This is a genomic window from Noviherbaspirillum pedocola, assembly GCF_016632335.1.
Lineage (GTDB): Bacteria > Pseudomonadota > Gammaproteobacteria > Burkholderiales > Burkholderiaceae_D > Noviherbaspirillum_A > Noviherbaspirillum_A pedocola.
This window is the reverse complement of sequence record NZ_JAEPBG010000012.1, coordinates 65,795-80,518: the sequence shown is the minus strand read 5'-3', so window position 1 is coordinate 80,518 and position 14,724 is coordinate 65,795. Positions and strand designations below refer to the sequence as shown.

Below are 14,724 nucleotides of genomic sequence, written 5' to 3'. Positions count from 1 at the left end.
TGTAACGCACCGAAACCGATGACGAAGCAACAATCCCGATGAGCTGCGATAATCGGGCGGTTATTTCAAGGAGCGAACATGGAATATGTCTTTACGCCACCTCCGCAAGCCGCGATCCCGGTGGTCGGCAGCCAGCAGTTCTTCCCCGTGCATCGGGTCTACCTGGTCGGGCGCAACTATGTCGAGCATGCGAAGGAAATGGGCCATACCGGCCGTGAAGCGCCGTTCTTCTTTCTGAAACCAGCTGACGCCCTAGTCGTTGTGCCCGACGGCGCAACCGGCGACATGCCGTATCCGCCGCTGACGTCCGACCTGCACCATGAAATCGAGCTCGTGGTCGCCATCGGCAAGGGCGGCAGCGATATCGCGGCTGCCGATGCGAATGCGCATATCTGGGGCTATGCGATCGGCCTGGACATGACGCGACGCGATCTGCAGGGCGAAGCGAAGAAACAGGGGCGTCCCTGGGATACCGGCAAGGGTTTCGAGCATTCCGCGCCGATCGGCCCGATTCATCCGATCGCGCAGACCGGCCTGATCGAGTCGGGCAGCATCAGCCTCGAGGTGAACGGCGCGCGGCGCCAGAGCGGCGATATCAACCAATTGATCTGGAAGGTGCCGGAAATCATCGAACACCTGTCCCGCTACTTCGTCCTGCAGCCCGGCGACCTGATCTATACCGGCACGCCCGCGGGTGTCGGCGCGGTGCAGAAGGGCGACCTGCTCGAAGGCACAGTCGACAAGCTCGGCAGCCTGCGCGTGAAGGTTGCGTGATGAGCCTGAAGCTCTATTCCTATTTCCGCAGCTCCGCCGCCTTTCGGGTGCGCATCGCGCTGAATCTGAAGGGCCTGGACTACGACACCATCCCGGTCCACCTGCTGCGCTCCGGCGGCGAACAGCATGGCGAGTCCTATCGCGCGCTCAACCCGGAAAAACTGGTGCCGACACTGATCGATGATGGCGCCGACAACGATGGCCAGGCGGCGCTGGCGCAGTCGCTGGCGATCATCGAATACCTGGAGGAAACCCAGCCGCAGCCGCCGCTGCTGCCGTCCTCTGCGGTCGATCGTGCCCATGTGCGCGGATTGGCGCTGGCAATTGCCTGCGACATTCATCCGCTCAACAATTTGCGGGTATTGCGTTATCTGTCGCGTGAACTGAAGCTCGAGGAAGCCGCCCGGAACGATTGGTACCGGCATTGGTGCATGCAGGGACTGACAGCCCTGGAAGCGCGTTTGTCGGGCGATCATCGCACTGGGCAATTCTGCTATGGCGATGCGCCGTCCCTGGCCGATTGCTGTCTGGTGCCGCAGATATTCAATGCGCGCCGCGTCGATTGCGATCTGTCCGGCATGCCTACCGTGCTGCGCATTTTCGACGCCTGCATGCGGCTGGAAGCCTTTGAACGGGCAACGCCGGCGCAGCAGCCGGATGCGGAATAGCGGCGCGCTCGTCGAGTCGTAGAAACGAAAAAGCCGCAAGCGTTGAGCGCCTGCGGCTTTTTCGTTTCTGCCTGAATCAGGCGAGCGATTTCAGTAGCGATACACCCTGCCGTTATCAATCCGTACTCGATTGCCGATATTCAGGTCGCCAACCGATTCCTGTGTAAAGGTCTGGTAAGTACCGTTATCCATGCGCACACCGATCTGGTATGCGGTGCCCTGCGGTTTTGCATTCTTCTCGATCTGATTTCCGGCAACCGCGCCGCCAACGACACCAGCTGCCGTTGCGACACCGCGGCCGGTTCCGGCGCCGACTTGATTGCCAAGAATGCCGCCAACCACACCGCCGATCAGCGCACCCGCGCCGATGCCGCCGCCACCGCCGGTATTGACCACCTGGATCGAATCAACGACGCCATAGGCCGCGTAGCGTCCCTGGCTGGCAGGCGGCGGATAGGTTGCCGAAGTGGCGGGTGCAGGATAGTAGCCCGGGCCTTGCGCGGCGCAGCCCGCGACGAGCGCGGAAGCGGCCAGCAGCGAAACGATGCTGAAGCGTTGGATGTTCATGGTTCCTCCTGAGGCAATACGATAAGCGTACGAGCGGCACGGAATATTGTCTGTACGCCATCGCACCGTGGCATCGCCGCTCCATGGACACACACGGGTCGGGTTGTGAATGGCATGCAACTCGAGGATGGTAAGACTGGCAAGGTCCGTAAGGCGATCCTTGTTACATGCATTTACCAGCAACAGTTTTCTGCTCGATCAGCTCTCTCTTAGTCGTATTTGTTCGCCTATCGGCGCAGTGCCATTGGACTTGATGTAAAGTAACAGCCAGTTTGCCACTGCTTTTCCCAAGTCTCACAGCCGCAGCGACTTTCCCGATGACTTCCACGATAGATTGGCCGATCCCGCCGCATTTCGATGCAGATTCCCTGCCGCACGCAGAAGCTGAACCTGGTGTACTCCTGCTTGAAGACGGACGGCGCAAGCAGGGTGCGCTGGTTGCCTTCGATGCCGAGCAGCAACGCCTGCATTTCCAGGAAAAGGGCGCTGCCGCGGCTGCCGTGTTCACCTTCGCCGAGATCAAGAGCCTGCGCTTGTCCAGAGCTATCGTCCTGAAGCGCCTGGAATTGAATGCCGCCGGCATGCAGCCCACCTCGGCAGCGCTGCGTCAGCGCTGCAATATCGAATTCCGCAATGGCGAAAGTTTGATCGCAGAAACGCTGGGCTGCGTGCACCAGGAGGTCGGGCTGTTCCTGTTCCTGTGCAGTTACGGCGCCGATGTCCAGCGCTGGTTCATTCCCAGCGGCGCGATCGTGAGCTACCGCATCGGCGACCAGCTTGGAAGCCTGCTCGTCAATGAGAACTTGCTATCCCCGGACAAGCTGGAGCAGGGCCTGAAGCGACAGGAGGAATTACGTGCCCAGCGGCTGGGTGACTATCTGCAGAAGCAGCATATCGTCACTCAGGAGCAGATCGAAAAGGCGTTGCAGGCGCAGCGGGAAATGCCGCACATGCGGCTGGGCGAGGCGCTGCTGCAGGAAGGATTGATCAACGGCGAGCAATTGCAGGCAGCGCTCGATCTGCAGGCGAAGGACCGGAAGATCCATCTTGGCGAGATCCTGGTCGACATGCGCGTGGTCAGCCGCGATGTATTGCGGCGCGTGCTGGCGCAGAAGCTCGGCATCCCGATGGTGGTGCTGCGCAAGTTCGATTTCGATCCCAATCTGATCAAGGCAGTGCCACCCGACCTGGTGCGCAAGCATCAGGTGATGCCCCTGTACCGGACCGAATCGCGCCTGGTGGTGGCCATGGAAAATCCGCTGGATGCGGAAGCGGTGCAGTCGCTGGCCTTTGCGACCAAGCTGAAGATCGATCCGGTCATGTCCTCCTCCGACGACCTCGCCTCGGCCATCCGCAAGTATTACGGCACCCAGGGCATGCGCGAGACCATGGAAGACCTGGTGTTCGAGCTCGGCAGCGTCGATCTCACGCCGGCCATCACGGCGCCGCAGTTCGACGATGTATCCGACTCGGACAATACCCTGGTGCGCCTGGTCAACAAGATCATCATGGATGCGCATGATGAAGGCGCCTCGGACATCCACATTGAAAACATGAAGGGCAATCGGCCGACCCGGGTGCGCTTTCGCAAGGATGGCCGCATGCAGCTGTATTCCGAGATTCCGGCCAACTTCCGCAATGCGCTGGTATCCCGGCTGAAGATCATGAGCCGGCTCGACATCTCGGAAAAACGCCGCGCTCAGGATGGCAAGCTCGATTTCTCCCAGTTCGGCCCGGCTCGCATCGAGTTGCGGGTGCTGACCATGCCGACCACCGAAGGCATCGAAGACGTGGTGATGCGTGTCCTCGCCGAACCCAAGGCGGTGCCGATGGACAACCTGGGTTTGTCCGGCTACGCGCTGGACGGCATCCGCAAGATCGCCGAAAGCTCGCACGGCCTGTTCTTCGTGTGCGGCCCGACCGGCTCAGGCAAGACCACGACGCTGCATTCGATCCTGTCTCACATCAACACGCCGGACCGCAAGATCTGGACGGTGGAAGACCCGGTCGAGATTACCCAGGAAGGCCTGCGCCAGGTGCAGGTGCAGCCGCGCATCGACTGGACTTTCGCGACGGTGCTGCGCAGCTTCCTGCGCGCCGATCCGGATGTGATCATGGTTGGTGAAACCCGCGACAAGGAAACCGCGCAGACTGTGATCGAAGCATCGCTGACCGGCCATCTGGTGCTGTCGACCATGCACACCAACAGCGCCGCGGAAAGCGTCGTGCGTCTGCTCGACCTGGGGCTGGATCCTTTCAATTTCGCAGACGCCCTGCTCGGTGTGGTCGGCCAGCGGCTGGCGCGGCGCCTGTGCACCGCCTGCCGCACAAGCTCGGTCGCGACCCGGGAGGAACTGGACATGCTGGCGCAGGAATACTGTGCCGACACCGAGCTCGATCCGGCGCAGGTATTGTCCGAATGGCGCAGCGCGCATGGCGACCGCAGTGGCGCCATCGTGTTGCGCCGCGCCTGCGGCTGCGAGGAATGCGATGGCAGCGGTTACAAGGGACGCCTGGGCGTGCACGAGCTGCTGAGAAACAGTCCCGCGGTGAAGCGCAAGATCCTCGCCGGCGCCAATGTTGAAGAGATCGTCCGGCAGGCGAGGGCGGAAGGCATGATCACCATGCGGCAGGACGGCATACAGAAAGTCCTGCAGGGCCATACCGACTGGGATCAGATCCGCACCATCTGATCCGGGAGTGGCGGGGAGTTCCCGCCAAGGATGGTTTGCTAGAGCGTATTCAGCTTGCGCGTTCCTCGCGTATGCGCCACTGGCCGTCGCGCTTGACGAGTACCAGCGTTTTCCGATCGGTAGCGGTCAAGCGATCGGATTTGAACAGCTGGCGGAAGCTCACGGTGGCGCTGTCGCCGTCCATCCTGACTTCGGGCGCCTCGATATCCACGCGGATCTGCTTCTTGCCCGTGATGCGCGCGGTGCGCTCGTTTACCCACGCCTCATGTGTCAGCCCGCGCGGTGTCTTGAAGTCGTCGCTGTAGGCGCCTAGATAGGCTTTCATGTCGCGCGCGCTCCAGGCACGGGCCCAGGTTCTGACTGCCGCCAGCACGTCATCTTGCCCATGCTTTCCGGCGTCGGCTGCCAGTGTTTTCTCCGCCGACTTGTCGATGGGGGTCTTTTCCCCGACCGGCTTGACGCTCGTTGGCGTCGGCGCTGGGTTCACTGCGACCGCGGCCGGTTTGGCTGCCGGTGCGGAGTGTGCTACCTGTGTCACCGCCGGCGCACCGCCGAGGCGGGCCATCTTGGTCTTCGCCGTGGTATTGGCGGCATCCATCTTTACTGCCTTGTCGTAGGATTGGCGCGCCAACTCGGCATACACGTCGCCGAGGTTCTCGTAAGCGGTGCCGTAGGAAGGGTTGTTCGCAATCGCCTTGTCGAGCGCGATGCGGGCGCTTTCATATTGACCGTTGGCGGCGTACAGCACCGCGAGATTGTTGTAGGGTTCAGGCAGGTCGGGGAAGTCTTCGGTCAGTTTCAGCAACACCGCAATGGCCTCGGTCGACTTGTTCTGCTGCGCCAGCAGCATGCCCTTGGAAAAGCGCAGACGCGGATCGTTCGGCTTGCTTGTCAGGGCGGCATCAATGCGGCTCATCGCTTCCGCATACTGCCCGTTGCGCATCAATTTCGAGATTTCCGCGGTTTCATCAGCCGCAGCCCAGCATGAAGTGGCAACGCAGGCGCATACGAGCAGTGCCGAGCGCACGAGTCGGTGTGGAAACATGGTTGTAAAAATTGGTAGATGAAAAAACGCAACTCTACATGAGAGCTGCTGGATTAGTCATGCTGGAAATCCAGGCTCATGTCCGCCATGTCGCGCTGTTGCTGCAATTCCATGGCTTCGGCAATGCGCTGCATGATGTCGCGGTAGGTCGGGAAGTCGAAGCCTTGTTCCCGCAGCAGCAAACTCTGCAGGTAGCCGAGGAAGTCGTCGCTGTCGCGCAACTGCTCGATTTCGGCAAGAATTTCCGGAAACTCCACCAGACCAGAGGCAGCGGCGTCGTGCTGCCAGCCGGCATGTTCCGGGGCGCGGGCAAGTGGGAAATGGGAGGCAAATCGCGTTTGCGTGGCCGCCAGTTTTTCCTCATTGCCAACGATGCGATACAGCTCGATCAGGTAACGCATCGGCGCTGGCGACAATTGCGGTTCCTGTGCGCAAACGGGTTCCAGCATGCCGATGGCGCGCAGCGGATTGTGATCCGTCATCCAGATTTCCACGCCAAGCAGCAAGGTGGCGATCTCCGCAGCGGATTCGCTAGGTTGCAGCGTCAGTGGCGGCGTGTCGATGGCGGCATCGCTGAGCCAATCACGTTCATTGCCGGCTTCGTCGGCAGCCAGTGCGAACGGTTCCGCAGTCATGACCGTTTCCTTCGACTCGTGCCAGACGAAGCCGAAATCGAGCGGCGCGGCAGGCTTTTCCCGACTCGGTTCCTCGGAGGAGGGCCTCACGAGCAAGTCGGTGGCAGAATCGGCGACCGCGGGAAAACCCGGAACCGAGGGATTCGGATTGACGGCATCGGCCTTCAATGGTGCCGGTTCACCGGTCTCAAGCGCTTGCGGCGATATGTCTTTTGCCCGTAGCGACTTTGCCGGCGAGTCATGCAAATCGGTACCGACGGATTCCAGAGAAAAAGGCTCTTGCACCTGCCGTTCCCTAACACTGCCCCAGCGCAGCCAGGCCGCGCGGGCGCCAAGCGCCAGAAGCGCGGATGCCAAACCGACGAGCAAGGCATCGATCCAGCGCTGCCGTTTTGCGTTGTCGAGCGCCTGGTGATCGGCAGCACTTTGCTGTTTCGACAGGGTCGCTTCCTGGCGCATGGCTTTCTCACGCACCTGCGCTTCGCGCAGGCGGAATTCCATGGCCTGGTACGGATCTTCACCGCGAAGCAGAGCGGCCACGCGTTTCTGGTCTGCCCGCATGGCTTCCCGCCGCGCCGGATCGGCGGCAAGCTGCGCTTCCGACAGGGTTTCCGTCATTTTCAGGCGCGTCGGTTCAGCCGCGATGATGACCTGCGGTTCGGGCTGCGTCGGGGCCGAAAGGTGCAATACGCTTGCCGCGCCTTCCTTTTCCTTCATGATCGGGGAGACAGAACGCTTGGGAGAGGCTAGGGCCCCAGCCGGCTTTGCCTTGCTGCGGCCCGAGCTTGCATTCGTGGATTCCTGCGTGCCGCTGACTGCTGGCGCAAGCATTGCTGGCATGGCGGCCTGGGCCGGCGCCGGGTCGAGAAGAATCGCGAACTCGCGCCGGACCGTGGCGCCACAGCCAATTTCAATGCTCAGCGTAGCCGCTGGCTCTTCGACGGGTTCCCTGGAGCGGATCCGGAGTTCTCCGACATCGCCTTTGCGGACCATCGTCGACTGCGGCACCGTCAGAAGCCTGCCATCGAGCGACTCCAGCCGGCTGCGCAGGCAGAGATTGGGCTGATTTTCCGTATCGACACCATTGACCTCGACGCTAGCCGACAGGGCCATGCCGAGATGGGAGTGCAGGACGAGATTGCCGAGTCCGAGCGCATGCGCATTGGCGCACGACATGGCCAATGCAATGCCGATAAGTTTTCCCGGTCTGAACAATCTTCCTGAATGCGCCATGCGAGGGATTCCGATAAACGGCTTGTCTATGATAAGCAGCGACGTTAAATCATAACGAGCGGCAATATATCATTGAACACAGGCAATATTTCGTTCCATTTATCCGTTTAACGGTATTTTGCTGCGCTACACAACAGTCGTTACGACGGAGGGATGTCGCTTGTGCATGAAGGGGCGCAGCGTGCAGTGTCCGGGCGAAGTGGGCGGGGAGAAGGGGTCGGGAAAAGGGGGCGGGAAAAGGGACGGGAACTGATCGGGCAGCCTGTCTGCGCTTGCATGGCACCGCAACCGGGAGCCGTGCAAAGGCATGACTAAAGCAACTGGTCCCGCCGCCGGGAATCGAACCCAGATCTAGCGCTTAGGAGGCACTCGTTCTATCCATTGAACTACGGCGAGACGCACTGGCTTGCCGGCTGTTCCGGGCAGAGGTGGCGTGCGTGGTACACAGCGCCGCCGGAACTTGGCGCCGGACAAGCTGGTCCGGCAAAACCGACGCGCAATTGTATCAGAGGTGGCAAATGGAATTGCCGTTCAAGCCAGTGGCGCCCGGATGGAGGTGCGCCGGGCCGGTACAATGCGCGCTTGTCTTCGCTTCATCCCACTACGGAATCATCATGGCAGTCATCTCTCTTTCCAATGCGCAACTGGCGTTCGGGCACGTCGCGTTGCTCGACCATGCAGAGTTTTCCCTTGAAGCCGGCGAACGTGTCGGCCTGATCGGGCGCAATGGCACCGGCAAGTCGTCGCTGCTGAAGGTCATCGCCGGGAAATCGCGACTGGACGATGGCCTTCTGGTGATGCAACAAAGCGTGAAAATTGCCTATGTCGAACAGGAGCCGCAATTCGATGCGGAAGCTTCGGTGTTCGACGCGGTCGCTTCCGGACTCGGCGGACTCCAGACCTTGCTGACCGAGTATGAAAGCCTGACCACCGAGCTGGGAGGCGGCAATGATGAAGCCGTCATGGAGCGCATGCACCGCATCCAGACGCAGCTCGACGCCGCCGATGCCTGGAATCTGGGCAATCGGGTCGACACCACGCTCGACCGCCTCGGCCTGGACCGCAATGCCCGCATAGGCACACTCTCCGGCGGCATGCAGAAGCGGGTGGCCCTGGCCTGTGCTTTGGTCAGCGCGCCGGACGTACTGCTGCTGGACGAGCCAACCAACCACCTGGATTTCACCTCGATCCAGTGGCTGGAAGGCCTGCTCAAGGAATTCAAGGGCAGCGTGTTATTCATCACCCACGATCGCCGTTTTCTCGACAATGTCGCCACCCGCATCATCGAGCTGGACCGCGGACGCCTGCTGTCCTTTCCCGGCAATTTCAGCGCCTATCAGCGGCGCAAGGCCGAATTGCTGGAAATCGAGGCGGTCGAGAATGCGAAATTCGACAAGTTTCTGGCGCAGGAAGAGGTGTGGATACGCAAGGGCGTGGAAGCGCGCCGCACCCGCAACGAGGGCAGGGTCAGGCGGCTGGAGGATTTGCGGGTGCAGCGCAGCCAGCGGCGCGACCAGCAGGGTCAGGTGCGTCTGGATATCTCTACCGGCGACCGGTCCGGGAAAATCGTTGCCGAGCTCACCGATGTCAGCAAGGCTTTCGGCAGCAAACAGATCGTTCGCCATTTCAGCGCCACGATCATGCGCGGCGACAAGGTTGGCCTGATCGGCCCGAACGGCGCCGGCAAGACCACACTCCTGAAGCTGATTCTCGGCGAGGAAAAGCCGGATGCCGGCACCGTGCGCGAAGGTACGCGGCTGCAGGTTGCCTATTTCGATCAGATGCGCGCGCAGCTCAACGAGGAGGCGAGCCTTGCCGACACGATCAGCCCGGGAAGCGACTGGGTCGAGATCAATGGCCAGCGCAAGCATGTGATGACCTACCTGAGCGATTTCCTGTTTGCGCCCGAGCGGGCTCGCTCGCCAGTGAAATCGCTATCCGGCGGTGAGCGCAACCGGCTGCTGCTGGCGCGTCTGTTCGCCAGGCCAGCGAATGTGCTGGTGCTGGACGAGCCGACCAACGACCTGGACATCGATACGCTGGAGTTGCTGGAAGAGCTGCTCGAGGACTACAGCGGCACGGTATTCCTGGTCAGCCACGATCGGATGTTTCTCGACAATGTCGTCACGCAGGTGATCGTCGCTGAAGGCGAAGGCAACTGGCGCGAATACGTCGGCGGCTACAGCGACTGGGAACGGATGCGCCCGGCGGCCCCGGCTCCGGCGCCCAAGCCCGCGCGCACCGAGCCAAAGCCGGTGAAGGAAGCGCCCAAGGATGCCGTGAGCGCCAAGCCGAAAAAGCTCAGCTACCGTGAACAGCGTGAACTCGAGGAACTGCCGCAGCGCATCGCGGACCTGGAAGCCGAGCAGAAAACCATCTCCGAACGTCTTGCCGATCCGCAGATTTATCAGCGCGAGCCGGAGGAGGCGCGACGCCTGGGTGAGCGCTTCGCGCAGATCGATGTCGAGCTGATGGAAAGCCTGGAGCGCTGGGAAGAGATCGAGTCGCGCAGTCGCTGAATCGTCCTTGCGTGCTCGGCGCAGGCCTTGGCGACCTGCGCGCTAATTCAGGCGTTTCGTTGCCCGCTGCAGCTTTTGCAGCAGCTCGCGCAGCATCGCCGCATCCGGCGCATGCGCATGCTCGGCGAGATAGGCTTCTATGTCCGGCAAGGCCGCCTGTGGACATTCCAGGTTGGCAAATGCCATGCCGCGATCGCGGCGCTCGACTGTGTCCTCCGGAAGCAGAATCACCAGGCGGTGCTGCACGGCCAGGGCCAGGCGCCAATCGGCACGTTCAAAGTACAGCGCTTTCAGATTGCGCAGCATGCGCACCAGGATTTCCCTGGGCTGTGCATCGCGCAGATGAGCCGACAAAGGCGCTACCCCAGTGCCGCTCTGGTTGGAGAAGGGTTCCAGCCGCTCCTCCAGGTCTTCGCGAGACAGGCTCGCGCCGTTGAACGGGTCCAGGATGATTTCCCCGGACTGCACCGACAGCTTCATCAGGAAGTGCCCCGGGAAGGAAATGCCGCGAATATCCAGGCCAATCTGATGCGCCAGTTCCATGTAGACCACCGCCAGCGAGATCGGAATGCCGCGGCGGGTCTGGATAACGCATTGCAGGTAGCTGTTGTCGGGATCGTAATAATTGTTCAGATTCCCGCCGAATCCCAGCTCCTGATAGAAGTAGTGATTCAGCAGCCGCAGTCGCTGCACGTAGGACGCATCGCGCGGCAGTCGCTTCCGCAGGCGCGCGGCCAGGGTATCGATTTCGAACTGCGCGGCCGCCATGTCCAGGTTGGGATAGGCGTCCTGCGCGATGGAAAGCGCGGCCTCGAACAGAGGAATCGATTCATCCTGCTGTACCAGGGAGGCAAAGTAATCGAGATGCTTGACCATGTCGAATCAGACCATCGCCAACGCGTGGCGTTGCAGCCGGGCGCACATTTTCTTATTTCGCTACGCGTTTGAAATCGCCGAGACGAAATCCGGTAGCGAACAGGGCGCCGAAATACACGACGCCGGCAACGACTATCACTAGGGCAAGCGCTGCCATGCGCAATAGCGGCTGCGCACGCATACCGAGCCAGTCGAAATGCCCGGCAACCCACATCGATACGCCGGCCAGCAGAAAGAGCGCGCCGGTCAGTCGCACGAGAAAAATCGTCCAGCCGGGGCGGGCAACATAAATGCCGCGGCGACGCAGGCCGAGGAAGAGAAAGCTTGCGTTCAGGCAGGCGCCAAGTCCGATCGACAGCGCCAGTCCGGCATGGGCGAACGCCGGAATGAACAGCAGATTCATCAATTGCGTTGCGATCAGTACACCGACGGCGATCTTCACCGGCGTGCGGATGTCCTGCCGCGCATAAAAGCCGGGAGCGAGGATCTTCACCAGGATCAGGCCGATCAACCCGACGCCATAAGCCACAAGCGCACGTCCTGTCATGATCACCGATTGATCGTTGAATTTCCCGTAGTGAAACAGCGTCGTGGTGATCGGCTCGGACAGCGTGGCAAGTGCCACCGCGGCGGGAAGGGCGAGCAGGAAAGTCAGGCGCAGGCCCCAGTCGAGCAGGGCGGAGTACTCGACCTTGTCATCATCGGCATGCGCTTTCGACAGACTCGGCAGCAGAATCGTGCCGAGCGCCACGCCGAGTAGGCCTGTGGGTAATTCCATCAAGCGATCCGCATAGGAAAGCCAGGACACGCTGCCGTTTTGCAAATGCGATGCGATGTTGGTGTTGATGATCAGGCTGATCTGCGCCACCGAGACAGCGAAGGTGGCCGGCACCATCTGACGCAACACGCGGCGAACGCCAGGGTCGGATACCGCTTTCCTGAAACGCCATGAAGGCCGCGGCAGCATGCCGATGCGCAGCAGCGGCGGAACCTGTATCACCAGTTGCAGGATGCCGCCGACTACCACGGCAAGCGCCAGCGCGTAGATGGGCTGGCGCATGTGAGGCGCAACAAACAGCGCGGCGGCAATGAAGGTCAGGTTCAGCAGCACCGGCGTGAATGCCGCGACCTGGAATTTGCGCCAGGTGTTCAATATTCCACCCGCCAGGGCCACCAGCGACATGAACAGGATGTAGGGGAACATGATGCGGGTCATTTGCACCGCGATACCGAAGGCATCGGCTTCCGATTTCAGTCCGGCTGCCATCAGGTACACCACGACCGGCGCGCCGAGGATGCCGAGCACGCAAGTCGCCAGCAGCGTCCAAATCAAAATGGTGGCGACGTGATCGACCAATCCGCGTGTGGCCTGCTCGCCCTGCTTGTTTTTGTACTCGGCCAGAATCGGCACGAAAGCTTGTGAAAAAGCGCCCTCGGCGAAGAGGCGGCGCAACAGGTTTGGAATGCGGAAGGCGACGAAGAAAGCGTCGGTGTACACGGAGGCGCCAAAGGCGCGCGCGATCAGGAATTCCCTGATCAGGCCGGTTACTCGGGACACCATGGTCATGCCCGAGACAGCGGCGAGGGTTCTGTGCAAATTCATGCGCGGCATTATAGCGGGTAGCCCTTGTAGGCCCCGCGCACCGCGACCAGGCGGACGAAATCCAGTTTGCCTACGGCGTAAAACGCCTTTATAATCACGCGCTTTACTGAATTTTGTTTCGCAACTGGTAAGTGTTGCGAACGCAACCGACCACGTTTAGGAATCTTTCATGGCAAATACCGCACAGGCACGCAAGCGTGCTCGTCAAGCAGTCAAGCAAAACGCGCACAACTCCAGCCAGCGTTCCGCGCTGCGTACCGCGATCAAGGCAGTGCGCAAGGCAATCGAAGGTGGCGACAAGGCTGCAGCGACCCAAGTGTTCCAGTCCTCGATCTCCACGATCGACCGCATCGCCGACAAGAAAATCATCCACAAGAACAAGGCTGCCCGTCACAAGAGCCGCCTGGCTTCAGCGCTGAAAGCACTGGCCTAATCGTTTCCCCGGACCGAAACCATCGTTTCGGTCTGCGAAGATAACCCGCCCGAGTAGTGATCGCGGCGGGTTTTTGTATTGGTGTGCAGGATCAACGCGGCTTCGGTAAGCCGCTGATGACGTTTCCTGGCTTGATGTGTTTCTGCTTGAACCAGCCCTGGTTCATTTCCAGCGCATACGTGGCTGGAGCCGCAGTGCAGTGTGAATTCGTGGTTTCCGGCTGCATGTCTTCGATATTGATGATCTTCCCGGTCTCATCCATGAATGCCACCGACAAGGGAAGCAAGGTATTTTTCATCCACATGCATACCTGAGCTGGGCGCTGGAACAGGAACACCATGCCGGCGTTCGGCGGCATCGTTTTGCGGTTCATTAGACCTAGTTCGCGCTGGGCTTCGGTAGCTGCCACCTCGGCCTGAATAACGTACATGCCGGCATTCAGTTGAACGGTAGGGAATTTTTCCTGGGCTTGCGCGCTGATGCATGCAAGCATGCAGGCCGCAGCGGCGAAACGAGACAAGAGCGAAATTTTCATAAAGTCCCAATAAAAAAGGCAGGTCGCCCTGCCTTCGGTTTTGTGTAGCTCCTGCTTATTTTGCAGCCGGAGCGGACGAAGCATTGTCCATATTGTGCATCTTCTTGGCTTTGTGTTTCTTGTGCTTCTTCGCCTTGGTGACTTTGGTGGTTTGCGGTGCCGCATCGGCGTTGGCGCCTGGAGCGGCAGGGGCCGGGGCTTGAGCGAAAGCGGATAGCGAGAACAGGCCAGCAACAGCAGCAGCGATGAGTTTGTTCATATTTTCCATCCTTGAATTGGCTGAGTTGGAGCCGCTTATCGCCAGTCACATATGTACGATAGGCGGCAGATTCTTTCGAATCTGGCCCATCAACGCTTATTTACATGTCGCGTTGACAAATGGCTGAAAAATTTTCCTCAGTTCAAGTTCGAAGGATGCGGAACGTCGACTCACATGCGATTCGTTAACTGGGAAGAAGATACCTCCTGCCATTCTCCCGGCATCAAGGGAATCTCTTCCAGGCGATACGGCCCGATTGCAATTCGAATGAGTCTCAAGGTTGGGAATCCAATTGATGCGGTCATGCGCCGCACCTGCCGGTTCTTTCCCTCAATAAGCGTCAATGCGAGCCAGCTCGCCGGCGCGTTTTCCCTATGGCGGATCGGAGGATTTCGAGGCCACAGCCATTCCGGATCTTCGATTCTGCTGGCCTTGCATGGCAGCGTGACAAAGTCCCCAAGGTCGATGGGCGCTTGCAGCTTTTCGATCGCGCTCCTTGATGGAATGCCCTCAACTTGAGCCAGATAAGTCTTCGTCAGCTTGCGTGCGGGATGACTAATTTCATGCTGCAATCTGCCATCATCCGTCAAAAGGACCAGTCCTTCGCTGTCGGCATCAAGCCTGCCTGCTGGGTAAATGCCAGGTATGGTCAAATAATCCGTAAGCGTTGCACGGGATGGGTGCGCTGAAAACTGGCACATTACCTGGAACGGCTTGTTGAAGAGGATTAGTGACATGATGAGAGGCGAATGGGGAGCGGGAATTGTACTCTCACGAAGGAAGTCCAAGCTTGGAAAATAGTCAATGGCTTAGAGTAAAATCGCAGCGCGTGTGAATAAACGCTATCTTATGTCTTATATAAGACTTGGTGCGTCCTAGCAGCC

13 protein-coding genes and 1 tRNA gene are annotated in these 14,724 nt (G+C 60.2%); 5 read left to right on the top strand and 9 right to left on the bottom strand.

Going from position 1 to position 14,724, the window contains the following annotated elements; all coding sequences use genetic code 11:
- The first annotated feature begins 78 nt into the window (after positions 1 to 78).
- Together JJB74_RS22865 and maiA are read left to right on the top strand one after the other, a co-directional pair.
- Complete coding sequence (locus JJB74_RS22865; RefSeq protein WP_200595782.1) at positions 79 to 774, top strand: fumarylacetoacetate hydrolase family protein; 696 nt, start codon at positions 79 to 81, stop codon at positions 772 to 774.
- 5 nt (positions 775 to 779) lie between these two features.
- Positions 780 to 1,442 carry a maleylacetoacetate isomerase gene (gene maiA, locus JJB74_RS22860; RefSeq protein WP_200595944.1) on the top strand — a complete coding sequence of 221 codons (663 nt, stop codon included), beginning with the start codon at positions 780 to 782 and terminating at the stop codon, positions 1,440 to 1,442.
- A gap of 90 nt (positions 1,443 to 1,532) precedes the next feature.
- Here the strand turns inward: maiA and JJB74_RS22855 are convergent, their stop codons facing one another.
- Positions 1,533 to 2,009 carry a glycine zipper 2TM domain-containing protein gene (locus JJB74_RS22855; RefSeq protein ID WP_200595780.1) on the bottom strand — a complete coding sequence of 159 codons (477 nt, stop codon included), beginning with the start codon at positions 2,007 to 2,009 and terminating at the stop codon, positions 1,533 to 1,535.
- 317 nt (positions 2,010 to 2,326) lie between these two features.
- On the opposite strand from JJB74_RS22855, the gene JJB74_RS22850 reads away from it, so the two are divergent.
- Complete coding sequence (locus JJB74_RS22850) at positions 2,327 to 4,702, top strand: GspE/PulE family protein (RefSeq protein WP_234484780.1); 2,376 nt, start codon at positions 2,327 to 2,329, stop codon at positions 4,700 to 4,702.
- Between the two features lie 49 nt (positions 4,703 to 4,751).
- On the opposite strand, the gene JJB74_RS22845 is transcribed toward JJB74_RS22850, so the two are convergent.
- The 3 genes from JJB74_RS22845 to JJB74_RS22835 all read right to left on the bottom strand — a co-directional run bounded on the left by JJB74_RS22845 (position 4,752) and on the right by JJB74_RS22835 (position 8,011).
- Positions 4,752 to 5,645 (bottom strand): L,D-transpeptidase Cds6 family protein, encoded by an 894-nt coding sequence (locus tag JJB74_RS22845; protein WP_200595779.1) that lies wholly within the window; start codon positions 5,643 to 5,645, stop codon positions 4,752 to 4,754.
- Between the two features lie 155 nt (positions 5,646 to 5,800).
- Positions 5,801 to 7,558 (bottom strand): type IV pilus assembly protein FimV, encoded by a 1,758-nt coding sequence (locus tag JJB74_RS22840; protein ID WP_200595778.1) that lies wholly within the window; start codon positions 7,556 to 7,558, stop codon positions 5,801 to 5,803.
- Positions 7,559 to 7,936: 378 nt separating this feature from the next.
- A tRNA-Arg gene (locus JJB74_RS22835) sits at positions 7,937 to 8,011 on the bottom strand.
- Positions 8,012 to 8,229: 218 nt separating this feature from the next.
- Here JJB74_RS22835 and JJB74_RS22830 point away from each other — a divergent pair.
- Positions 8,230 to 10,134 (top strand): ATP-binding cassette domain-containing protein, encoded by a 1,905-nt coding sequence (locus JJB74_RS22830; protein ID WP_200595776.1) that lies wholly within the window; start codon positions 8,230 to 8,232, stop codon positions 10,132 to 10,134.
- Between the two features lie 42 nt (positions 10,135 to 10,176).
- On the opposite strand, the gene JJB74_RS22825 is transcribed toward JJB74_RS22830, so the two are convergent.
- Positions 10,177 to 11,010 carry a SirB1 family protein gene (locus JJB74_RS22825; RefSeq protein ID WP_200595774.1) on the bottom strand — a complete coding sequence of 278 codons (834 nt, stop codon included), beginning with the start codon at positions 11,008 to 11,010 and terminating at the stop codon, positions 10,177 to 10,179.
- Between the two features lie 52 nt (positions 11,011 to 11,062).
- Positions 11,063 to 12,613 carry a murein biosynthesis integral membrane protein MurJ gene (gene murJ, locus JJB74_RS22820; protein ID WP_200595773.1) on the bottom strand — a complete coding sequence of 517 codons (1,551 nt, stop codon included), beginning with the start codon at positions 12,611 to 12,613 and terminating at the stop codon, positions 11,063 to 11,065.
- 169 nt (positions 12,614 to 12,782) lie between these two features.
- Here murJ and rpsT point away from each other — a divergent pair, with 169 nt between their 5' ends.
- Entirely contained in the window at positions 12,783 to 13,046 is a 264-nt protein-coding gene (rpsT, locus tag JJB74_RS22815; RefSeq protein ID WP_200595771.1) for a 30S ribosomal protein S20, read from the top strand.
- A gap of 91 nt (positions 13,047 to 13,137) precedes the next feature.
- Here the strand turns inward: rpsT and JJB74_RS22810 are convergent, their stop codons facing one another.
- From JJB74_RS22810 to JJB74_RS22800, 3 genes are all read right to left on the bottom strand, one after another.
- The gene (locus JJB74_RS22810) at positions 13,138 to 13,581 is read right to left on the bottom strand and encodes a DUF192 domain-containing protein (RefSeq protein ID WP_200595940.1); all 444 of its coding nucleotides are present in this window, start codon (positions 13,579 to 13,581) and stop codon (positions 13,138 to 13,140) included.
- 55 nt (positions 13,582 to 13,636) lie between these two features.
- Positions 13,637 to 13,840, bottom strand: coding sequence for a hypothetical protein (locus JJB74_RS22805; RefSeq protein ID WP_200595769.1), 204 nt, complete (start codon positions 13,838 to 13,840; stop codon positions 13,637 to 13,639).
- A gap of 170 nt (positions 13,841 to 14,010) precedes the next feature.
- Positions 14,011 to 14,577 (bottom strand): pseudouridine synthase, encoded by a 567-nt coding sequence (locus JJB74_RS22800; protein ID WP_200595767.1) that lies wholly within the window; start codon positions 14,575 to 14,577, stop codon positions 14,011 to 14,013.
- Between the last annotated feature and the right edge of the window lie 147 nt (positions 14,578 to 14,724).